15 protein-coding genes and 1 rRNA gene are annotated in these 16,180 nt (G+C 42.8%); all 16 read right to left on the reverse strand.

What is annotated here, in order from left to right; translation table 11 throughout:
* Window positions 1-11: 11 nt before the first annotated feature.
* The 16 genes from N480_RS01345 to rrf all read right to left on the reverse strand — a co-directional run bounded on the left by N480_RS01345 (window position 12) and on the right by rrf (window position 16,107).
* A complete protein-coding gene (locus tag N480_RS01345; protein WP_063370733.1) occupies window positions 12-422 on the reverse strand; it encodes a flagellar protein FlaG in 411 nt (136 codons plus the stop codon).
* A gap of 86 nt (window positions 423-508) precedes the next feature.
* On the reverse strand, window positions 509-1,471 hold the full coding sequence (locus tag N480_RS01350) for a flagellin (RefSeq protein ID WP_063370734.1): 963 nt from the start codon (window positions 1,469-1,471) through the stop codon (window positions 509-511).
* Window positions 1,472-1,634: 163 nt separating this feature from the next.
* Complete coding sequence (locus N480_RS01355) at window positions 1,635-2,600, reverse strand: flagellin (protein ID WP_063370735.1); 966 nt, start codon at window positions 2,598-2,600, stop codon at window positions 1,635-1,637.
* Between the two features lie 462 nt (window positions 2,601-3,062).
* Entirely contained in the window at window positions 3,063-4,025 is a 963-nt protein-coding gene (locus N480_RS01360; RefSeq protein WP_063370736.1) for a flagellin, read from the reverse strand.
* A gap of 336 nt (window positions 4,026-4,361) precedes the next feature.
* Window positions 4,362-5,615 carry a flagellar hook-associated protein FlgL gene (flgL, locus tag N480_RS01365; protein WP_063370737.1) on the reverse strand — a complete coding sequence of 418 codons (1,254 nt, stop codon included), beginning with the start codon at window positions 5,613-5,615 and terminating at the stop codon, window positions 4,362-4,364.
* Window positions 5,616-5,617: 2 nt separating this feature from the next.
* Window positions 5,618-7,624, reverse strand: coding sequence for a FlgK family flagellar hook-associated protein (locus N480_RS01370; RefSeq protein ID WP_063370738.1), 2,007 nt, complete (start codon window positions 7,622-7,624; stop codon window positions 5,618-5,620).
* A gap of 1 nt (window position 7,625) precedes the next feature.
* On the reverse strand, window positions 7,626-8,627 hold the full coding sequence (flgJ, locus tag N480_RS01375) for a flagellar assembly peptidoglycan hydrolase FlgJ (RefSeq protein WP_063370739.1): 1,002 nt from the start codon (window positions 8,625-8,627) through the stop codon (window positions 7,626-7,628).
* A gap of 103 nt (window positions 8,628-8,730) precedes the next feature.
* The gene (locus N480_RS01380; RefSeq protein WP_063370740.1) at window positions 8,731-9,825 is read right to left on the reverse strand and encodes a flagellar basal body P-ring protein FlgI; all 1,095 of its coding nucleotides are present in this window, start codon (window positions 9,823-9,825) and stop codon (window positions 8,731-8,733) included.
* An 11-nt stretch (window positions 9,826-9,836) separates the two neighbouring features.
* Window positions 9,837-10,517 carry a flagellar basal body L-ring protein FlgH gene (gene flgH, locus N480_RS01385; protein ID WP_063370741.1) on the reverse strand — a complete coding sequence of 227 codons (681 nt, stop codon included), beginning with the start codon at window positions 10,515-10,517 and terminating at the stop codon, window positions 9,837-9,839.
* Between the two features lie 15 nt (window positions 10,518-10,532).
* Window positions 10,533-11,321 (reverse strand): flagellar basal-body rod protein FlgG, encoded by a 789-nt coding sequence (gene flgG, locus N480_RS01390; protein ID WP_063356943.1) that lies wholly within the window; start codon window positions 11,319-11,321, stop codon window positions 10,533-10,535.
* Window positions 11,322-11,339: 18 nt separating this feature from the next.
* The gene (locus N480_RS01395; RefSeq protein ID WP_063370742.1) at window positions 11,340-12,104 is read right to left on the reverse strand and encodes a flagellar basal body rod protein FlgF; all 765 of its coding nucleotides are present in this window, start codon (window positions 12,102-12,104) and stop codon (window positions 11,340-11,342) included.
* A 110-nt stretch (window positions 12,105-12,214) separates the two neighbouring features.
* Entirely contained in the window at window positions 12,215-13,564 is a 1,350-nt protein-coding gene (gene flgE, locus N480_RS01400; RefSeq protein WP_063370743.1) for a flagellar hook protein FlgE, read from the reverse strand.
* 38 nt (window positions 13,565-13,602) lie between these two features.
* On the reverse strand, window positions 13,603-14,280 hold the full coding sequence (locus N480_RS01405) for a flagellar hook assembly protein FlgD (protein WP_063370744.1): 678 nt from the start codon (window positions 14,278-14,280) through the stop codon (window positions 13,603-13,605).
* A gap of 15 nt (window positions 14,281-14,295) precedes the next feature.
* Window positions 14,296-14,727 carry a flagellar basal body rod protein FlgC gene (gene flgC, locus N480_RS01410; RefSeq protein ID WP_063370745.1) on the reverse strand — a complete coding sequence of 144 codons (432 nt, stop codon included), beginning with the start codon at window positions 14,725-14,727 and terminating at the stop codon, window positions 14,296-14,298.
* A 2-nt stretch (window positions 14,728-14,729) separates the two neighbouring features.
* The gene (gene flgB, locus N480_RS01415) at window positions 14,730-15,143 is read right to left on the reverse strand and encodes a flagellar basal body rod protein FlgB (protein ID WP_063370746.1); all 414 of its coding nucleotides are present in this window, start codon (window positions 15,141-15,143) and stop codon (window positions 14,730-14,732) included.
* Between the two features lie 849 nt (window positions 15,144-15,992).
* Window positions 15,993-16,107 (reverse strand): 5S ribosomal RNA (gene rrf / locus N480_RS01420).
* Window positions 16,108-16,180: the final 73 nt, after the last annotated feature.

The raw sequence follows: 16,180 nt of genomic DNA on the forward strand, positions 1-16,180 counted from the left end.
CCAACTAATTATCAAGCTGTTCTGTCGAACAACAAGCCTTTGCCTGATACCTTATCGGCAAATTCATCCAAAGCCTTAGCTACTTCACGAAATTCCTCGGAAGGTATTTCCCTTATAACCTCTTCACTGTCTCTATCGATGACCCTGATGAATGGTGGATCACCATTTTCATCAAACTCGAAAGACAAATTTGTAGACGTAACTGGTAAAACATCGTTGAGTCTACCAAGGTTAGCCTTAACTTCCTCAAAAAGTTCGGATTGAAGGTTACCCTCTTCCTCCCTCTTTTGGCGCGCGGTTTCAACTTTACTCGCATTTTCAATAGCGCGCAAAGTATCTGTCCCTTCTTCGGGCTTCGTTTTCTCAAGAGTTGGCACTATGTTGTTCGATCCAACTCCAGCTGAAGATTGAACATCTTTCACAATACACCTCCAAGCAACAAGCCTAACTTATAGTATACGTCAAGTTTGTAATTTAGTCCCAAACTTGACGCTACTATCACGCCAACTTAACCAAGTAGAGAGAGTGCGACCTGAGGTCTTTGGTTAGCTTGACTTAGGATAGAACTACTTGCTTGTTGCAGAATCTGCATTTTAGTTAGACTTGCAGTTTCTGAAGCAAAGTCGGTATCTTTAATACGAGATTTCGCAGCTGCTAGGTTTTCAGATACATTTGACTGGTTACGGATAGTAGATTGGAATCGGTTTTGAACCGCACCAAGCTCCGCACGCTTTTTGTCCACTACGGCAATAAGCGAGTCCATACCAGCTAAAACAGCCTGAGCGTTTGCTTGTGAAGAAACAGATATACCAGTCGCTGTGAACACGTCAGAAAACGCCGTGTTATCAGCTGATGCGCCTACAGTGTTACTAATCGTACCTGTAGTGGCTGAAAGAGAAGCTCCTGTTACAGCGCTTGCTACGCCTGCAATGCCTGACATGGTGAAACCACCTTGTGCAGTTATTGAGTTTGCAGTACCACCAACATTTTGCATACTGAAAGAGATTGTCTGTACAGCATCCGCACCTACCTGAAAGTTCGCGTCATAACTACCATCAAGTAAGTTTTGACCACCAAACGTGGTATCTGCTGCAACCCTGTTTACTTCCGAAGAAAGTGAACGGATCTCTTCTTGTATTGCTAATCTATCTTCGTCTGTATTTGAACCATTTGATGCTTGTTGCGCCAAAGTTCTCATACGCTGGAACATTTGCGTGGTTTCATCTAACGCACCTTCAGCAGTTTGCGCTAGTGAAATACCATCGTTTGCATTTCGAATACCCTGATTCAAGCCATTAATCTGACCTGTTAAACGATTCGATACCTGCAAACCCGCTGCATCGTCTTTCGCACTATTAATACGAAAACCCGATGATAGTCTTTGGAATGATGTGTCCAAAGAGTTGGCAGAATTACTTAACTGCCTTTGTGCGTTCAAAGAACTCACATTGGTGTTTACATATAAAGCCATAATAGCCTCCGCTTTATCAATATCAATCGAAGTAGCGGGATACCCCTACCCTGCTATTTCGATAAGATTAGAGTCCTACATTTCTAGTTCTCTAACTCTGGTATCGACACGTAAAGCGAAAGCTTTAGCCTTATTTGCAAATTTTTTAATTAATTTTTAATTTTTACCCTTGTAACAGACTCAATGCTGCCTGAGGTCTTTGATTCGCTTGACCTAGTATAGTCTGACTTGCTTGTTGCAAGATCTGGTTTTTAGTCAGTTTAGCTGTTTCCATCGCAAAGTCAGCATCACGAATACGTGATTTTGCTGCTGCGAGGTTTTCAGAAATGTTAGCTTGGTTACGAATTGTAGATTGGAAACGGTTTTGTACCGCACCCAACTCAGAACGTTTTTTATCCACAACCGCAATTAGCGCATCCATACCAGCAAGTACGGCTTGTGCATTAGCCTGAGAAGATACGCTGATCCCACTGGCAGTATATACATCAGAAAACGCAGTATCATCCGCTGAAGCACCAACACTGGTACTGATTGTACCTGTTGTTGTACTTAGCGACGCTCCTGACACACCACTCGCAACGCCAGCAACACCAGAAAGCGTAAAGCCGCCATTTGCCGCTAAGCTGTTTGCCGTAGCGCCAACATACTGCATACTAAAGCCAATTGTTTGTACCGCGTCTGCGCCGACCTGAAAGTTTGCAGCATATGACCCATCTAGCAAGTTTTGACCACCAAAAGTGGTGTCAGATGCAACACGGTTAACTTCTGCCGCCAATTGACGGATTTCTTCTTGAATCGCCAAACGGTCTTCATCGGTGTTGGAACCATTCGCAGCTTGTTGTGACAGGGTACGAATACGCTGGAACATGGATGTAATTTCGTCCATCGCACCTTCTGCGGTTTGCGCCAGTGAAATACCATCATTAGCATTTCGGTTACCTTGGTTCAAACCAAGAATCTGTGATTGCAAACGGTCTGAAATTTGCAGACCTGCCGCATCGTCTGCAGCACTATTGATACGAAGACCAGAAGATAATCTTTTAAAAGAAGTATCTAGTTCAACGCCCGACTTCTGCAACTGTCTTTGTGCATTCAGCGAGCTGACATTGGTATTTACAAATAAAGCCATGATTCACTCTCTCTATTCAAACGCCCTTATATAGAGCGGCTATTGAGTACAAGGAGGCAATCCATATCGAAAACTACGTTTTTACGATGGGGCAATAAACTGCCACTTGCACAACTTTTCAAAGTTTGAATAGATAAAAGCAATCTACATGCCAAAAAATAAATTTATTTTTGACAGAATGCGATAAAAACACATAAGCAATTGATTTTATTGTTTTATTAATTTTTAACGAGATAAAAAAGGAGGCTGTCGCCTCCTTTTTTTAAAGTTTGAGAGTGAGTGTCAATATTTTATTCTAAATATTGGCACGGAAAGTGCTAACATTAATGTGTTCATTGAATACATGAACTGTTTTGGATTTTAAGCTCCTCCGCTTTATCATCCAATTCCGGTGTCTGTGTTAATACCCCATCAAGCACAGACACCATCTTCTTCCTCCGCTTTATCTTATCTACCTAGTTATTATCCAAGTAGACTCAATGCTGCCTGCGGACGCTGGTTAGCCTGACTTAGAATTGTTTGGCTAGCCTGTTGTAGGATCTGCATTTTAGTTAGTGATGCAGTTTCCTGAGCAAAATCAGTATCTTTGATACGAGATTTCGCAGATGATAGGTTCTCAGCAATGTTCGATTGGTTACGGATTGTTGATTGGAAACGGTTTTGAACCGCACCTAGTTCCGCACGCTTTTTATCTACTACTGCAATCAGTGCATCTACACCTGCTAATACTGCTTGCGCATTTGCCTGAGAAGAAACCGAGATACCGCCTGCTGTGAATACATCAGAGAACGCAGTGTCATCTGCTGACGCACCCACTGTTGTACTGATAGTACCTGTTGTCGTAGAAAGTGACGCACCTGTTACACCACTTGCCACACCGGCAATACCTGACATAGTGAAACCGCCGTTTGCAACTAAACTGTTCGCTGTACCACCAACAGTTTGCATACTGAAGCTGATTGTTTGTACTGCATCAGCACCTACCTGGAAGTTCGCTGCATATGAACCATCAAGTAGGTTTTGACCACCAAACGTTGTATCTGCTGCAACACGGTTAACTTCTGACGATAGTGAACGAATCTCTTCTTGGATTGCAAGACGGTCTTCGTCAGTGTTTGAACCATTCGCTGCCTGCTGTGACAAAGTACGGATACGTTGGAACATCGACGTAACTTCGTCCATCGCACCTTCAGCTGTTTGCGCTAAAGAGATACCGTCATTCGCGTTACGGTTACCTTGGTTTAAACCGTTAATCTGTGAAGTTAGACGGTCTGAAATTTGTAGACCTGCCGCATCGTCTGCTGCGCTGTTGATACGGAAGCCTGATGATAGACGCTTGAATGAAACGTCTAACGAATTGCCTGAATTATTTAACTGTCTCTGAGCATTCAATGAACTTACGTTAGTATTTACATATAGTGCCATGGTAATTCTCCCACTGTAAACTGAGTACTTACTCTCAAACTTGTAACTCTTTCGCCTTTAAGTTTTTTTAAACTATCCGGCCTGGTTAATTAAGTTATCGGACGGCAATTTATTTCCTTTAGATTTTTTTCTAAAAAAATTATAAACAGTTGAATTGCATATACTTTTAATTGTTAATCAGTTCTATTGGCAATAAACCACTTCGGACTTTGTACAAAAGTACAAAATAGAAGAGGTGTTTCTTTTTCCTGTAAATTCAAAGAATAAATACGAAAATTATAAGATTTGACGTGTTTGGCAAGAAATAGCCGCTAATAATAAGCGGCTACAATTTGATTATCTAATGAAGTCTAATAAAGAAAGGTTAGACAGGCGGCCATAAGTTGCCTGAGATGCTTGCAGTTGAGTCTCGTGCTTAGTCAACTCTGTTATCGCTTCTGCCATATCTAATTCTATAAGATCTGCTCGTGCTATCTTATTGTTGATATCTAGATCTGTGTTAGCCTCAGTGATCCGCGTTGCAGTATTCATTCGCCCGCCAAGCCCTGATTGGATTTGAGAAACTCTGTTCTTCGCGTTTTCTAACCCGGTCATCGCATCAGCTAGTTGCTGGCGATAGTCTTTATCAGACAAATTTGGATCTTGCACAGCATTGATTAAGTTTTCTAGTGTGTTCAAGACATTGTCTTTTTTCGGCGCAGCAAGATCAAATGTGATTGTATCTGTCGGTGCTGCCGAACCTGAAAAGCTAAATTCCATGCCCGCTACAGTAATGTTGTTTTCTGTATAACTGCCTGTTTCCATCACCGTACCCGTCGCCACTTGCACCAATTGATAGGAAGCCGGTGCGGTCGCGCCATTTAATTGAAGCTGGTACTGGTTCGCATTTGCTGGCGCTGTCGGGTCTGGGTTGTAATTGGCTTTATGGAATATATCAAATGGACCTTGCTCTTTTACGTACACATCTGCACTTGTTATACCACCAGCCCCTACCGTAGCCGTGTTAGAAGCCACATTGAGCCGTTGTTCAACACTTTCAAATACGTCGTAACCATTGTCACTTGACTTAATTTCAACACCTTCAGCGACCTTTATCTTATGTTGACCTTGGTCACCAGCATAAGTATATCTTTTGTTGGCACTGTCATAGTCATAGGTTTTGGTATTGTCTTGATAACCAGAAAAGATATACCGGCCATCCTCCGTTTTGGAATTCATCAATTCTAAAACTGCGGTTTGAATTGACTCTAGCTCTTCAGACAAAGCGGCTTTATCTGGCGCCGTCAATGAACCATTACCTGCATTGACAGTTAGCTCGATTGAACGTGTTAAAGAATCTTTGATGTTATCTAATACACCCTCTTGTGTATCTAGCCGGCTTTTTAGCATCGTTAGATTTTTGGTGTATTGTTCATTTGTCTGGATTTTATCTGAGTACAATAAAGATCTCGCCATCGCGGAAGGATCATCAGATGCGGTAAGTACACGCTTTTGCGTATTTACCTGCTGCATCGACTTATTCACTTCCTGTTGGCTGTTTAAAATAGAATTCAGGTTATTTTTAAAAATCATATTGTGAGATAAACGCATAATTACCTCGCAGCACTAAGTAAAGTATCAAACACAGTTCTAGCAGCACTCAAAATTTGTGCTGACGCTGAGTATGATTGTTGAAAACGGAGCAAATTCGCGGCCTCTTCGTCCAAGTTAACCCCAGACACAGACTCAAACCAAGCCTCTGATTGAGCAGCAAGCGCATCGTATGCTGCGCCATTCGTTTTTGCCTGGTTGGCTACAACGCCTATTTCGGTAACAAGGCCAGCATAAGCCTCATTAAAGGTCTTTAAATTATCAGCTACAGCTGTAGTGACAACATTTTGTCTCACAAGTTGCCCCGACTGTAATTGGCTTAGGGCCAAACCGTTACGGTTATCATCAAAACCACCTGTATTAAATTCGATAGTATAAGTATCGCCAGTAGACGGCTCACCATCGATATTAAAATCAAATCCGTAGTTGGCGAACGCGCCACCCGCTTGCGCCAGAATATTTTCTAGCGGAGGAGTTGCGGTAAATGTCGTTGTACCACTGCCATCAGTCAAGGTATATTGATTGGTTGTGCCTGTTTTTTGCAGAGTAATAGTACCATTAGTCAAACTGGGTGGTGCTGCGGTAAAGTTACTCGTTGCAGGCGTAGTATTGGTTACACTGCCAACAGAGATAGTCGCGGTACTCACATTGCTGGTGCCGGACTCCGTTCGAATAGGCGATGCCAGTGCCAAGCTTTCAGCACGATCTGTAGCAAGCGTCATTGTGCCAGCTGCTGCTGCATTTAACTTCACATCAAAAACATCACCATTTGCCGGGGTAGCTGTAAAGTTAAGCTCTAGGCCAAATAAGTCGGTGCCCGCAGGAACCGTAGTCGAGTTAATCGTGGCTGCATATGGAATGGTCGTCGCATTACCAACTGTATTACCTTGGCTGTCTATTGCTGCGATAGTCAAATTGCCCGCGTTATAAGTAACACGAAAGTCATTTGCGGGAATTTCTTTCCCTTTACCAGCCTCTAATGTCGCAGCGAGTTGCGCGGTGCCGGTATTGCTTCTGTGGGGCAAGCCCGCAGCAGTTGGGATTTCAAATATATTCCCACCCAAATTGCCGTCAAGATCCATACCCAGCTTATTTTGTTGGTTAAATGCATCAGCCAATGCCAATCCTATTTGACCAAGCTGATTTTGTGCAGGTATTAAGATTTCATCTCTAAAGGCAAGGAGTCCTCCAATTTGCCCCTGTAACTTAGTTTGGTCGACTTGAAGCGCCACGGCATTGCCGTCTGTCACATCCAGTGTCAGTTCTTTTCTATTGGGATCGGGATCACCATCCAAAGAAAAAAGGTTAAATGCCCCATTTTCCATTACGACTGCTTGACCACTACCTAAGAATACAAGCTTCTCACCATTGGAGCCATTGAGGGTCTCAATGTCGACCAGCTCCGCCAAGTCTTTAATTGCCTGATCACGCTCGTTCAAAACCGAGTTGGCGTTGTCGTTATCCGGGTTTGCATTCAGTGCCCCAACTTTACCATTTAAGTCACTAATCTTTTGAATAAGATTATTTGCCTCTTGCGAGTAAATAGACAACTGCTCATTCACAATATTATTTTGGTCAAATACGATCCCCGATAGTCGATCCATTTGGTCAATCAGGTTTTGTGCATCTGTTAAGAACAAAGATCGTGTAACCGTTGAAGAAGGCAAGTTCATTGCCTCTTGCAAGTTGTTAAACATCGAGTTGATACTTGCATTTAAGTTATTCGACTCTTCACCAAATAAGGTATCGACTCGCGTTGACTCTGTTACAAACTGCTTATAGTAAGATTGGCTAGAAACATCCCTAATCAACTGCTTTTGTGCGAACTCATTCAGCATTCTTACTGTTTCACCACGGCCAACTTGATTGCCAATCAACGTAGCATGCTCGGTTCGCTCTCTCACATAACCGACCGTATTGAGGTTAGCGATGTTTTTACTCGTAGTTTGTAGCAATTCACTACTAGAACGGACGCCAGACGTACCAATGTTCATTAAGTTAAAAGACATATTAATTTACTCCCTGACGTACAAGCGAAGTTAGCGCAGATTTAAATTGCTCACCGCCCATTACATTTTTTATCTTGTTTGCGTAATTTGGGTCCGTCGCATAACCTGCCTGCTGCAACGCTTCTAGATAGTCATTTGGGCTAGCCGCTTTATTCAGTGCATCACCATAACGAGGGTTGGATTGTAAAAAGTCTACATAATCATTAAAGCTTTGTTTGATGGACTCATAAGCCCTAAAGTTAGCTTGCTTTTTCACTGGCAAGCCTTGTTCAAATTCGAGTGTCATTTTACTGGCACTGTCTCCTTTCCAGCGGCTATCCGCTTTTATATTGAATAAGTTAAAGCTGCTATTACCGTCAGGCTTCGAGATCACGTGCTTACCCCAGCCTGTTTCCAACGCAGCCTGAGCCACCATCACGGCAGGGTTCAAGCCAATTTTTTGTGCGGCGGATTTCGCATAGTCCCAAAGTGTACTGATGAACTCTTCAGGACCCTCAAACGATTTGGGATCTGCGTTCTGCTCTGCTACTTCTTTGGGTTGCTGGGCCACTGTGGGTTGTGCAGTCTCAGGTTTAACCTCACCGTTTGCCACTGTATTTTGACCATTGGCAATTTTGTCACTTTGAATGTCAGCACCTGTGCGCACTACTGAAGCAGGCATATAACCGTTTTTTGTTGGTGATAGCTGTTGCACAATCAAGTCGGCCAATCCCAAACTGCCATTGTTTGACAGCTCCAGTGACATTTGTTGATCATGCATTTCTCTGTAGAACTTAACGCTGCTGGAATTAAATGGACTGTCTTGGTCTTCGAACGCTTCATTTGCTTTGCGCATACTCGTCAACAGCATTTGTGTAAAAATTGATTCAAAATGCTGCGCTGCTTTTTTAAGTGCTTGCTTAGACGCATCGCCATCACCAGCACTTTTAAGCGCGTCCTGTCTCAATGAGTTCAGGTTACTTAGATCAAAAAAGCTTTGATTGTGTGTCGGATCAGTATTCATTGTTCAAAAACACGTCGTTAATAATAATGATTACTACAATGCAAATATCAAGCCAAAAAAAAGCCCCATAAATATGGGGCTAACTGCTTGATTAAATTAAGAACTAAATGACGACTAATTGACCATGTATCGCACCAGCTTCTTTTAGCGCTTCAAGTATTGCCATAAGGTCGCCCGGCGCTGCGCCGACCGCATTAATTGCTCTCACCAAATCATCTAAGCTACTGCCTGGGTCAAAAACAAAGGCGCGAGAGTCATCTTGGTCCACATCTACAATACTTTGACGGGTTACCACTGTGTCTGCTTGCGTTAAAGGTTGAGGCTGAGACACGTTTGTTTGCTCTGCAATCGTCACCGTCAGTCCGCCGTGCGTTATCGCTGCTGGTTGCAATTTGACATCCTTACCAATCACGATGGTGCCAGTTCTAGAATTAACAATAATTTTTGCTGAAGTATCAGCTGGTTTGAACTCTAAATTTTCTAACGTAGACAAGTAAGCTACTCGCTGTGACGGATCCCTAGGGGCAATCACGCGTACAGAAGCTGCATCAAGTGCGCTCGCACTATTGGGGCCAACTAATTCGTTAATCGTATCAGCAAGGCGTTTAGCCGTCGTAAAATCTGGTCGGTTAAGGTTAAAAGTAATATGGTCGCCTTGTGTGAAAGGACTTTTAACTGCTCTCTCAACCATGCCACCATTTGGTATTCTGCCTACAGTAGGTGTATTGATGACAACTCGGCTACCGTCTAATCCTTCCGCGCCTAAACCGCCAACAATCATACTGCCTTGTGCTATTGCGTATACGTTACCGTCAACCCCTTTTAAAAAGGTTTGCAGTAACGTACCGCCTCTTAAACTGCCCGCGCTACCGATAGAAGATACGGTTACGTCAATACTTTGACCGGGTTTCACAAATGGTGGTAAGTCTGCATGAACGGCGACAGCTGCTACATTTTTAATTTTGGGTTTCAAATTACCAGGTAAGGTAATGCCAAAACTGTTCAACATCGCTTTAAAGCTTTGTTCAGTAAATCGACTCTGCTCGCCCGTTCCTGGTAAGCCAACCACTAAACCATAACCAATTAGCTGGTTGCTTCTTACGCCTTCAACCACACTGACGTCTTTTACTCTCTCAGCATTGACACACAAGGGGATCATTACTGACGTAAGTATTAATAGACTACGTAGTATGTTCATAATGTACTTCCTTAAAAGGGCATCAAAGTGCTCATAAAGAATTTAGTCAACCAACCTGCACTTTGTACTTCTTGCGTTTGCCCTTTACCCGAGTATTGGATACGGGCGTTTGCAATTCGGTTTGATTCAACTTCGTTTTCGTACGACACGTCTTGAGGCCTTACCAAACCTTCCAGCCGTATAAATTCTTCACCAGTATTAAGCGTTAACCATTTTTCACCGCGAATCACTAAATTTCCGTTTGGTAATACACGCATTACATTGACCGAAATATTGCCAAATAGGCTATTCGATTGATTTGCTTGTGCATCACCTTGAAATGACGAATCTCCGCCAGCACTCATCTGAATTGCATCACCGCCGATTCTAACTGGCACATTTCCCAACCCTAGGAAGGGGTCTACTTTTACTTCGCTGTCTTTGTCTAGCTTAGAATTCGCAGCTTTTGATGCCTGGGTGGACTCTCTCAACACCACAGTAATAATGTCACCGACACGCACAGCTTTTTTGTCTGAGTACAGATCATTTGAGTATGAATTAAACAAAGACCCTGTAGCGACTACAGATTCAGGCTCCATTTCAGGATACATGGGTGCGTAATAAGGATCGTCTCTTACTACACTACTGTTCTCTGTCGACATACAGCCAGTTAATCCGAGTCCTATGGCGACTATCAATATACTCTTACGCATGATCTGCCCTACCCTTTAAAGTTGCTGATTAATGTAACTAAGCATTTCATCAACTGATTTAATGACTTTTGAGTTCATTTCATAAACTCGCTGTGTCTCAATCAGGTTCACCAATTCTTCAGTTACATTTACATTCGAGGTTTCAAGCGCCCCCTGAACGATAGAACCAAGCCCTTCAACTCCCGGGTTACCCTGAACAGGCGCACCACTTACCGCAGTTTCTGTATACAAGTTTTGCCCGATTGGCTCTAAGCCTGATGGGTTGATAAAGTCACTAATAACGAGCTGACCTATAACCGTGTTTTCTGCCTGTCCATTAATACTTACTGACACCTCACCATCTTGAGAAATCGTAATTGAGTTCGCATTGTCTGGCACCGTCATTTCAGGCTGAACGGGAAAACCCGCGCCTGATGTAACGACTCGACCTGTTTCATCGGTTGTGAATTGGCCATTTCGTGAATAGGCGATAGTGCCATCTGGCATTTGTATTTCAAAAAAGCCTGGACCTTGGATCATCCAATCCAAAGAGTTTTCAGTACTAATCATATTACCTTGGGAAAAGTTCTTTTGGTTCGCAACCACTTTAGAACCTGCACCAAGCATTAAACCAGATGGTAATTCAGTATCTTGTGATGAACGCCCACCAGGTTGATTAATATTTTGGTAAAGCAAATCTTCGAAGATTGCGCGGCTTTTCTTGTAACCAACTGTGCTGGCGTTAGCCAAGTTATTCGAAATAACCGATATGTCTGTTTGCTGGGCATCTAAACCCGTTTTACTTATCCACAATGCAGGATTCATAATCTATACCTCACTCTCTTAAACTATGCGCAGGAGCGAAGTGTGTCGCTCATCAATTTCTTCTGCTGACTTCATTAGCTTGATTTGCATTTCAAATTGTCTTTGATGATTAATTAAATCAACCATCTCATGAACAGGGTTTACATTGGACATCTCTAGGTAACCACTCATTACTCTCGCGGTTGGGGAGATCTCACAAAAGCCACAGTGCCCGTCTTCAAGCTGATCTTCTTTCGGTCTAAACAAACCATCATTACCTTTTTCCAGCTTACTGTTGTCTGCTGAAATGATCTTAAGTCTATCTACTGTTTCTAAGAAGTTCGCTGGTGCGCCTTGAGGACGAACTTGAATCGAACCATCGTCACTAAAGACGACTTTCTCGATTGGCAATGGCAATATAATTGGACCACCTTCGCCAATTAATTGGCGGCCATGGCTAGTGACTAGTGCACCATCACTGGTGATGTTCAATGTACCGACTTTTGTGTACGCTTCTTCGCCACTGGCATCCATTACACTGATCCAAGACTTTTCATCGACTGCAATGTCAAGATCCCGACCTGTTTCAGTGACTGCGCCACTCAACATATTGGTTCCTGGGCGCTCTTGCATGGCAAATACCCGTGTCGGTAAACCTTCACCAAACGCCTGCATCGATCTCGCTTGCGCAAAGTCAGCTTTAAAACCCGTTGTATTAGCATTAGCTAAGTTGTTGGCTTTTAAAGCAACACCACGCAAACTCTGTTTAGCGCCAGACGCAGCGATATAAAGCATTTTATCCATGAGAACGACCTAAAACTGTTCAACCTATAAGGGATAATGCAATAGTAATGCCAGTATGAGTGTCAAAAATAAAAAAGCCGCTAAAGCGGCTTTTTGTTGGAAGGTTAAGGTTATCGAATCTGTAGAATGTTTTGTTGTAGTGTTGAGTTAACTTCTAAAGCCCTCGAGTTAGCTTGGAAGTTTCTTTGAGCACTTATCAAATCAACCAACTCATTTGTTAAATTCACATTGGACTGCTCCAATGCTGAGGAGTTAATAGTACCAAGCGTACCTGAACCAGGCTCACCGGCTATCGGCTCACCCGAGGTCAAACTCTTCTTCCAACCTGTGTTACCAACTTCTGTCAGACCTTGTGAGTTAGAAAATCGAACCATGGCAACTTGCCCCAAGAAAGTTGAATCACCATTACTATATGAAGCAACAATTTTACCGTCGGAGCCGATATCAATCCCTGCTAGTCGACCTGTTGTCGCACCATCTTGGTCTAATGCTTTAACTTCGAAACGGCTTGCAAACTGAGTTGGCAATTTAGTGCTGGTATTTGCTTCATCACGCCAGTTCATTTGTACTGCCCCAGGGAAGGTTGCACCATTCGTTAGCAATGTAGAAAGACCCGCGTTTGCACCCGCAGGAATTGAAAGCGGATTGAATGTAGTGCCAGTATTGGCTGTACCACCGGTACTAACTGGGAAACCTTGCGCGTTAAATTCAAACTCAGTGATTGGCGCACCAGGAGGTGTGACTGCCTGACCGTTCGCGCCAAATTGCTGACCATTTAACGTTGCATAAACCTGCCACTCATTGGGGTTTGTAGTTGGATCTTCTTTTCTAAAGAAGAACTGCAAAGTATGCGGCTGACCTAACGAGTCATAAATAGTGGTTGATGTCGAACTATTGTAGGTTGCACTCTCTGTCGGGCTAAAAGGCAATGTGGGTGCCGTAGCTCGAGAGTCTAAGTTGAACGATGAATACACATTCGTCGTAGCACGTGGAGAACCTGAAGCATCTGGGATCTGCAAAGCCGAAGATGTACTTAAACTCACAGAAGTTGTATCACCCGTACTTGGGTCCACTGGGAAGCCTTGTAAGAAGTTGCCTCGTGCATCAACGATGAAGTTATCTTTATTAAGCTTAAATGCGCCTGCACGTGTAAACGTATAATCTTGGCCACCGAGCTCTTCACTTGTAGCAAAGTAACCTTCACCAGTAATTGCTAAATCAAGTGAGTTTTGGGTAAAGTTTAAAGAACCTTGGTGAAACTGCTGTGCAACCATTGTGGTGGAAACACCATCACCATTTTTTGTAGCACCAGCACTGAAAACAGAGGATGCATATACAGAAGCGAATTCAGCACGCGATTCTTTAAAACCAGTTGTATTAACATTCGCAATGTTGTTCGCTGTAGTATCCAAATCTTTTTGGGCAGCAGCTAGTCCCGTTAAAGCAATATTAAAACTCATACTCTCTTACCTCTATAAATGAAGGTTAAATCTTTTGATTAAGCTATCTCTGCAACGTCAGATAGTCTAACTGCACCAGCTTTTGTGTTAATTACGATGCCCTGAGAGCCATTCACATTAACACTGTCAATATTTCTAAATGTTGCTGTAGGCAAAGCTTCAAACTTTCCGTTGGTCTGCCCTTCAGCTTTAATCGTGTACTCACCTGGAGGAAGTGGCTCTTTATCATCATTTAAACCATCCCACTCAAAGCGCTTTGCACCAGTAGTTTGTTCGCCCAGTTCAATCTTCCTTACCAGCTCGTTTTTATCATTTATGATACTCAACGTAAGCTTTTCGACCGGTTCAGCGACGATGATAGAACCACGGGCTTCCATACCTGGACCATGCTCAATCGTATCGGACTCAAGCAGCGCTTTTTTACCTATGAGCGTTGAAGCTTGTAATGCTGAATTCGATGTCATAGATGCAGCCAACGACTCAAACTTGGTATTCAAATTTGATATACCCTCAGCCATAGTGAAATTAGTCATTTGGGATATCATCTGATCATTGTCAGCAGGTTTACTCGGATCTTGAAAAGACAACTGTTGAGTAAGTAATGCAAAAAAATCTTCCTGCTTTAACTCATCATTTTTCTCAGTTGGCACTTGCTTATCTTGCCAACGCAACGAGTCGACAAAGGACGTAGTTGCGGAATTGACATCATTACTCATCAGCTATACTCCCAATTAGCGCTGACCAAGCAACAGAGTTTTACTCAACATCTGTTTTGCTGCGTCTGCTACTTGAACATTCGTTTGGTACGAACGTGATGCGGAGATCATATTTGTCATTTCCTCGACGACATTCACATTCGGTTTATAGATGTACCCGTCTTTGTCAGCACTTGGGTGATTAGGGTTATATTCAACCTGTAAAGGTTTATCGCTTTCTACGATGCCTAACACCTTCACCCCTACCGAAGAGCTTAGAGTGCTCGGGTTAGCCGCTGTTGCTTTATTCAGCTCAGCCGCAAACACCGGGTGCCTTGCTCTATACACTTCGTCCTGACTAGAACTTATGCTGTTTGCATTGGATATATTACTGGCAGTGGTATTCAAGCGAATATTTTGAGCACTCATACCAGAGCCTGCGATATCAAAAACGTTATATAAACTCATAATTAGGCTCCTTGACCACCACCAAGCGCTTTTTTCAAGCTTTTAAATTTACCACCCAAAAAGTTCAAACTAGCTTGGTACTCTAATGCATTCTGTACATACAAGTTCCGTTCCACTTGTATGTCAACCGAGTTACCATCGCCTGTATCTGTTTGATTTGGATTACGAAATAGTTCTTCACTGTTAGTCAATCTAGTTCCACCACCAATGTGTTTTTCGTCGGTACGGGTCATTTGATTGCCGCGTTGCTGTGCCGACTTTGCCGCATTGAGTGCTCGACCAAAATCGATATCCTTAGCTTTGTAGCCAGGTGTATCTGCATTAGCAATATTACTTGCTAAGATCTCTGCACGCTGAGAACGGATCAACATGGTGTGTTGATGAACTCCAAGCGCCTTATCAAAACTAATCGCCATAACCAACTCCAAAAATTTGACTATATACCGATTAATGCAAAACTAGGACCAACTTTAAAGCAAACATAAAAACCAATATTAATATATATTTATCAGCGCGTTGCAGATTAATGTAGCTCTTATCTTGTTCGCCAAAAATGTGTTTTTAACCGAGTTATGGATATGAATAGGCAGGTTTTATTCCAATAATTGAGTCAGCGCTTTTCAAAATTCGAGGAGTAAAAGTAAGTATCCAATTCTCAAGCGAGTATTCAAAATACCCAAGTAAGCACTTCAGTTTTTGGGTTTATCAATTCGCTAGATGATCTCTTATCCAAATGACCACTTATTGAAATACTCTCGTCATTACGCCTAACTTTATGCATGCATTATAAACAATCAAACCAAGTGAATACTTAATGCAAATACAAGAGCATAAGAGCAGCTGCCAGAGTTACTCTCATTCACCTTAAGCAGGGTAAGTAATAAAAAAATAGTGACAGCGAGCGCAATGAGTACGTTTCCTTTGCGTAAGTATGGTGTAAAAGGTTAGCGACAATGAGCAAAGCGAGTTCGCTCTTTTTACGCAAGATAGGTGCAAAGGGTTAACGACAGCGAACGCAGTGAGTGCGTTTCCTTTACGCAAGGTGAAATGAGCTGTTTTAACCGCAACTAAGGGAGTGTATTTAAAAGGCATAAAGAATGACAACAGTGAAAGTTGCTCTCTTCACCTTGCGCTAAAGTCGCATGGTGCAAAAGGTTAGCGACAGCGAACGCAGTGAGTACGCTTCTTTCGCGCTTTAGCTGCTGCCTAGGGACTTAAAAGCAAAAAAGCCCGACTCTTTCGAATCGGGCTTTCTTTTATTTGGCGCTTGGCAATGTCCTACTTTCACATGGGAAACCCCACACTATCATCGGCGCTATTTCGTTTCACTACTGAGTTCGGCATGGGATCAGGTGGTTCCAAAATGCTATGTTCACCAAGCAAATTCTTTGCTTTTAGTTATTATTTTTAATTTTTAAATTGGGCCCTGGCGATGTCCTACTTTCACATGGGA

Origin of the sequence: Pseudoalteromonas luteoviolacea S2607 (assembly GCF_001625575.1) — a bacterium.
Classification (GTDB): Bacteria; Pseudomonadota; Gammaproteobacteria; order Enterobacterales; family Alteromonadaceae; genus Pseudoalteromonas; species Pseudoalteromonas luteoviolacea_E.